General features: G+C 64.0%; 3 protein-coding genes. 1 reads left to right on the forward strand and 2 read right to left on the reverse strand.

Annotated elements, in window-relative coordinates:
* Positions 1–29: 29 nt before the first annotated feature.
* Positions 30–3,590, reverse strand: a complete 3,561-nt coding sequence (locus CAK78_RS14820) for an ATP-binding cassette domain-containing protein (RefSeq protein ID WP_094697772.1) — start codon at positions 3,588–3,590, stop codon at positions 30–32.
* 98 nt (positions 3,591–3,688) lie between these two features.
* On the reverse strand, positions 3,689–4,966 hold the full coding sequence (locus CAK78_RS14825; protein ID WP_094697773.1) for an alpha/beta hydrolase: 1,278 nt from the start codon (positions 4,964–4,966) through the stop codon (positions 3,689–3,691).
* A 592-nt stretch (positions 4,967–5,558) separates the two neighbouring features.
* Here CAK78_RS14825 and CAK78_RS14830 point away from each other — a divergent pair.
* Positions 5,559–6,032: IS1595 family transposase (locus CAK78_RS14830; protein WP_141214128.1), on the forward strand; the 474-nt coding region annotated here is incomplete at its 3' end.

The following is a 6,032-nucleotide window of genomic DNA, read 5'->3' on the forward strand; positions in this document are numbered from 1 at the left end:
CCGCGAGCAGCCCTTGTCATTTTTGGTGCTTACGCCGTCTGGGGCACTTGGCGGTTCACCTGACCCACGAACAGCTGGTGGAAACGGGAGTGGGAGTTGGCCAGCAGGCTGACCGGCGAGCCCTGCTCCACTACGGTGCCGGCCTCCATCACCACCACCTTGTCCACCGACAGCAGCGGCTCCAGATGGTGAGCGATCACCAGGTAGCTGGCCTCGGGTCGGTAGCGATAGAGCAGCTCCGCCATCTTGCGCATGCCGCCGTGGTCGAGGTCCGAGGTGGCCTCGTCCAGCACGATGAGCGGGCGGCGCGACAGCAGGATACGGGCTATCACCAGCAGCTGGGTCTCGCCGGCGGAGAGCTGCAGCTTGTCGAGCTCCTCGTCCAGCCGGCCGGCGCAGCGCTCGGCGAGGCCCACCCGGGCCAGCGCCTGCTCCAGTGCCGCGTCGTCATGTTCGGTCAGGGGCGCCAGGTTGGCCCGCAGGGTACCGAAGAAGGTGAGCGGGATCTGGGAGACGGTGTCGTAGAGATCGCGCACCGCCTCCGGGGCCAGCCGGGAGAGCGGTTGCTCGCCGTAGTAGATCTCCCCCTGGGTGGCAGGGTACATGGCCTGCAGCACCCCCAGCAGCGAGCTCTTGCCGGCGCCGGTACGGCCGCACACGCCCACCTTCTCGCCGGGGGCCAGCTCGAAGTTGACCTTGTGCAGCGCCCACTGGCTGGCCTGGGGATAGCGCAGCCCCAGGTTGTCGAAGCGTACCTTGGGGTGAGGGGTGGCGAGGGCTTCCCCCTCCTGGCGCTCGCTCTCTATTTCGCTGTATTCGCGCACCCGCTCCACCGCGTTCATCACCTGCTCCACCTCGGCGAAGGTGCGGATGAGGGAGTTGAGCATGGCGGAGGCGGTAAAGGCGTAGGTGATGGCCACGGCCCCCAGCAGCGAGCTGTTGCCAAAGGCCACCATCAGCGCCACGGCGCCCACCAGGGCGGCGGAGAGCAGGGTCTGGTGCATGCCGAGCCAGCGGTTGATGGAGGTGGTGGTGTACCAGCTGCGCAGGTTGTTGTCATAGTGCAGCAGCACCTGATCCAGCGCGAAGCGCTCGGCCCCGGCCAGGCGCAGGGCGGGGGCGCCGCGGATGGTCTCGCTGATGCTGATGTAGAGCGGCGAACGTAGCACCGACGCCTGTCGCCGCAGCTTGAGCTGCACCGCCCGGTAGCGGCGCTGCAGCACGTAGAGGGCCCAGCCCACCAGGGGGGCGATGAGCAGCAACAGCGGCATGTTGACGCCGATCACCACCACCTGCAGCGCCACCGACACCAGCATGCCGAACAGCCCCATCAGCATCGACAGCAGGATCTCCTGGGCTTCCCCGAGATCCCGGTCGAAGCGGTTGAGGATGCGCCCCTGCGGCACCTTATCGAAGAAGGCCATGGGGGCGCGGCTGATGCGCCCCAGCATGCCGTCAAACAGGGTCCAGGCCAGCTTGAGGCCGAGTTTGTAGTTGATGACCCGCACCACCATGATGCAGGTGAGGGAGCCCGCTCCCAGCAGCACATAGATGCCGAGCAGCTCGCTCACCTCGGTCACCCCGGCCTTGCCGCCGAGCCAGAGATCCGAGGCGATGCGCAGCCCCTCCTGACCCAGGGTGAGCAGCAGGGCGAGCAGGATGGCGCCGGGGGCGGCCAGGCGCTGCCACATGAAACCGAACAGCCCCCAGTCCACCTTGCCCTCCACCACCTTCTCTTCATTGAACTGCTCCGCCTCCTGGAGTGGCACCGGCGGGGTGGGTTGGGGATGCTGGATAAGATCCGCCAGCTGGTGGGCATCGAGCTCCATCAGTTCACCCTGCTCGATGCGGATCACCCGATCGCAGTGAGCCAGCACGTCCGGGTCGTGGCTGACCAGCAGCCGGGTCGGCCCCGGCTTGAAGGCGAGCCCCCGCTCCAGCACCTGGGCCGAGACGATGGGGTCGAGCGCAGAGAGGGGGTTGTCCAGCAGCAGGATATCGGCCCGGGCGTAGAGGGCGCGGGCCAGGGCGACCCGCTGCTGCTGACCGCCGGAGAGGCGGGTGCCGAGCTCGCCCACCAGGGTCTGATCGCCGTGGCTGAGCAGCTCGAGGTCGGCGCCGAGGGCGCAGGCCCCCAGCACCCAGCGATAGCGCTCGGCGTGCCAGGGCTGGCCGAACAGGATGTTGTTGCGGATGGTGTCGTTCATCAGCCAGGGCTTGTGACCCAGATGGGCGACCCGGCCGTGGCGGCGGATGCTGCCCTCGAAGCTGTCGTCAAAGCCGGCGACCAGGTGCAGCAGGCAGCTCTTGCCCGCCCCGGTGGCGCCGGTGATCCCCACCAGCTCCCCCGGCTGGATAAACAGGCTGGCCCCCTGCAGCACGGTTTTTTGCTGGTGCAGGGCGGTGACGTTGTCGAGCTGCAGGGCCCCCACCGGCAAGCTTGAGTCGGTGAGATCCCGGTGCTGCTCGGGGCTGTTGAGGAACTCGCACAGCCGGTTGAAGCCGGTGTTGAAGTTGATCAGGGTGCGGATGAGGTAGGGCAGCCGCATCATGGGGATGCGCAGCACGGTGAACAGGGCGATGGTGGTGAACACCTGGGGCAGGGTGAGCTCCCTGCCTGACACCAGGTAGGTGGTGAAGGTGGCCAGGGTCACCAGCAGCGGGGTGCTCAGCATCAGGCTCTCGTTGATGGCATCGAGCCTGAGCACCCGTCCCAGCACCCCCAGCTCCTGCTGGCGCTTGTGGCCGGCGGCCCGGGTGAAGAAGGCGCCGAGCCCGTTCTGGCGCACCAGCCGCAGCTTCTTGATGTACTCCGCCAGGATGCCGTTGCGCTCGTCCTGCTGGCGCTTGAGCTGCTGCTCCTGCTGGTTCATGCGCCGCACCACCCGGGTGGAGATGAGCAGCAGCAGGGTGAGCACCGCAAAGCCCACCAGGCCGGCGCTGCCCACCTGCCACACCAGCAGGGCGATGGTGCCGAGCAGTTGCAGCAGCATGGTGAGCGGCATGGCGGGGTCCGCCAGAATCCAGGTGATGTCCCACACGTCCCGGTTGATCAGGTTCTGTACCCGGCCACCGGCCCGGTCGTCGAAGCTCTTGCCGCCCAGCTTCATCACCTTGGCGAGCAGGGACTCGGCCAGCAGGCGACGGATGGGCACGTGCATCTTGAGCGCCAGCTGCAGCGAGTGCTCCGCCAGCATGCCGGAGGCGAGCACGGAGGCGAACAGGGCCAGGGCCAGCAACAGCTTGTGGCCGGTGTCAGCGCCGGTGCCAAGCTGGGTCATGCTGTGGTTGAGCAGCCAGGGGCTGGCCAGGGTGGCCAGCATGCCAAGCAGCTGCAGCAGGGTAAGCAGGCCGATGCGGCCGCGATACTGGCGCCAGATAAAGGCGGTGATGGGCCAGGGACGCACCGGCTGGGCGGCGGTGAGCGCGAGGAAGGCGTCGGCACGGCCATCGCGCCTGTCTTCCGGCAACAGGGGATAGAGGTCGTCGAGGTTGACCTGGGGCTCGCTCAGCCCCTTGCGCTGCAACGGGCCGGTCCAGTGATAGAAGAGGCGGCTCAGCCAGCCGGCCGATATTTCCGGATGATCCAATGGGTGTCCTTATTATTTTGTGCTGCTTCCAGGGTGCGGGGCGGCTCATGGGCCGCCCTCGATATTGTCGTCTTGCTGCGGGCGCGAGCCCGGCGGGATCAGCGATCCCGATTCATGCGGATGAGTCGGTCCAGGATCTGCTCGCCATCGACCCGCAGGCCGTTGTGCTCGTACTCGTTGGTGATCCAGGCGCGGCTGTTGCCAAGCCCCTTGAGGGTGTCGCGGCTGTAGTCGAACTCCACGTACATGTCCTCGGCATAGACGGCGCAGGCCACCGGCACTTGGTTGCGGGCCAGCTGCGCCGGGTCGTAGAGGGGGCCCCAATCCGCCTTCTGGGCCAGCAGGTGGGCGGCCTCCTTCAGCGGGATGAGCTCGCGGAACTGCTCGAACATCCAGGGGAAGATCATCTCGCCGGTGAAGGCGAAATCCTTGCCCGGTGCCCAGGCCAGGGCCGGGTATTCGCTTCTCACCCGCTCGGCCGCCCAGTTGCTGGCGCTCCCTTCGCAATAGATGGACTCGTGCAGGATGGCGAACACCGGGTTGGTGTTGAACGGCTGCATCGCCTGCAGCTGATAGAGGAAGGCGGGGTTGAGCCGCTCGCCGATGAAGGCGTCCTCCAGCAGGTAATAGAGCTCCTCGAAGGCGCCGCTGGCACCCAGATCCAGCCCCTGCTGCTGCAACTGCTCCACCGTCAGGCGTTGGCCGTTGGGCAGGCGCACCTCGTGGCTGTGCAGGTGGTTCGCCAGCCGGTTGGCGATGGCCTGGGCATGGGGGAAGTGGGCGAAGAAGGCGCGGTTCTTGTCTGCCACCCGCTGGTAGGTGGCGCGGTAAACCTCGTCTGCGCTGCGACCGATGGGGGCCACCCCGCCGGTGAGGTAGACCTCATGCAGGCTGTCGGGGAACAGGGAGAGGTAGGTGAGGCTGCAAAAGCCGCCGAAGCTCTGGCCGAGCAGGCTCCAGGGCCGCCCCGGGCTCAGCACTTCGCGAACGTACTCGGCGTCGCGCACTATGCTGTCGGCGCGAAAATGGCCGAGGTACTCCGCCTGTTGCCGGCCAGTGAGCTGGGCCAGCGCCTCGGCACTGATGGGGCTGGAGTGACCGGTGCCGCGCTGATCGAGCAGCAGCACCCGAAACTCCTGCAGGGCCCGCTTGATCCAGCCGCTGGCGGCGGTCGGGCGCGGGGCGCCAAAGCCGGGCCCGCCCTGCAGGAACAGCAGCCAGGGCAGATCGTCGTGCAGCTTGTCTTTGTGGCAGAGGGTGCGGCCGAACAGGGTGAGGGTCTCCTCCTCATCCGGTCGCTGGTGGTCGAGGGGCACGGTGAAAAAGCGGGGCTCGCAATGGATGCCATCCAGCACGTAACGCAACGGGCTGCTCATCTGACGTTCTCCCTGAACGAGGCGATTTTTGGGTAGACGTATCATAACCATGGCCCCCGGTCCGGTCACGCCAGTTTTTGATGGGGGTTGTCAGATGGGATTGGCCATTGTTTCTGCCGGGATCTTGCGCCCGCAGTCAGCCTGGTCTCCTCGTTGGTCATCTTGGGTCTTTGCTGAAGAGCAGCCCTCCCTGGCGAAGCAATGTTCAGTATGTGCATAGCAAAAATGGCCACCACCACGGGCGAGTTCTGTGATCTTCGGATGGCCGTTTTCATGGGTTGGGAAGGGGTGGTGACTGAGGATGGAATAGCTGCTTTTTTATGCTTTACAGTAACTTTAAAGAAACAATTAAGTTTGATATCTAAATTAATTCTCTGTCTTTGCTTGAGCTCAACTAATTGTTTTTGTTTTATTTTTTTTTGTTTTGCGTTTTATTGGTGTTCGTTGTTGCTTGTTTTTGTGGGGTTGATCCTTTCTGGTCTAATCTTTATGGTTGTTTCTGTGTGAACAATAAATTAACACCTGATTACCCATGATTAGCAGTCACCCCGAACTATACTGATCTTATGCACAGTTATCGAGGAGCGAGATCATGGCCAAAAGCAAAGTCCAATTCCAGAAAGGCTACAGCCTGTTTGAGCTTCTCAAGGACTATGGCACTGAAGCTCAGTGCGAAAACGCGTTGTTCACTTGGCGTTTTCCTCACGGCTTTGTCTGCCCTGAATGTGCCAACAAGACCTGTTGTCACCTGAAAAGTCGGCCACGCGTGCTGCAATGCAATCACTGCCATCACCAGATGTCATTGACTGGGAACACTATTTTCGCAAACACCAAGCTCCCGCTGACCAAGTGGTTTCTGGCGATGCACCTGTTGTCACAAACCAAAACAGGTTTGTCAGCGATGGAGCTAAAGCGCCAGTTGGGCGTCAAATATGACACCGCCTGGATGCTCAAGCACAAGCTGCTGCAAGCCATGAAAGAGTCCGATGACAAGCAGCCCATCAGCGGCATCATTCAGCTCGATGATGTCTACTGGGGTGGCGAGCACCGTGGTGGCAAACGGGGT

The organism is Aeromonas sp. A35_P, from assembly GCF_002259925.1.
Lineage (GTDB): Bacteria > Pseudomonadota > Gammaproteobacteria > Enterobacterales > Aeromonadaceae > Aeromonas > Aeromonas dhakensis.

Excerpts from the sequence above, each read along its gene's own strand:
- CAK78_RS14825 (WP_094697773.1), bottom strand. The coding sequence starts at position 4,966 with ATGAGCAGCCCGTTGCGTTACGTGCTGGATGGCATCCATTGCGAGCCC.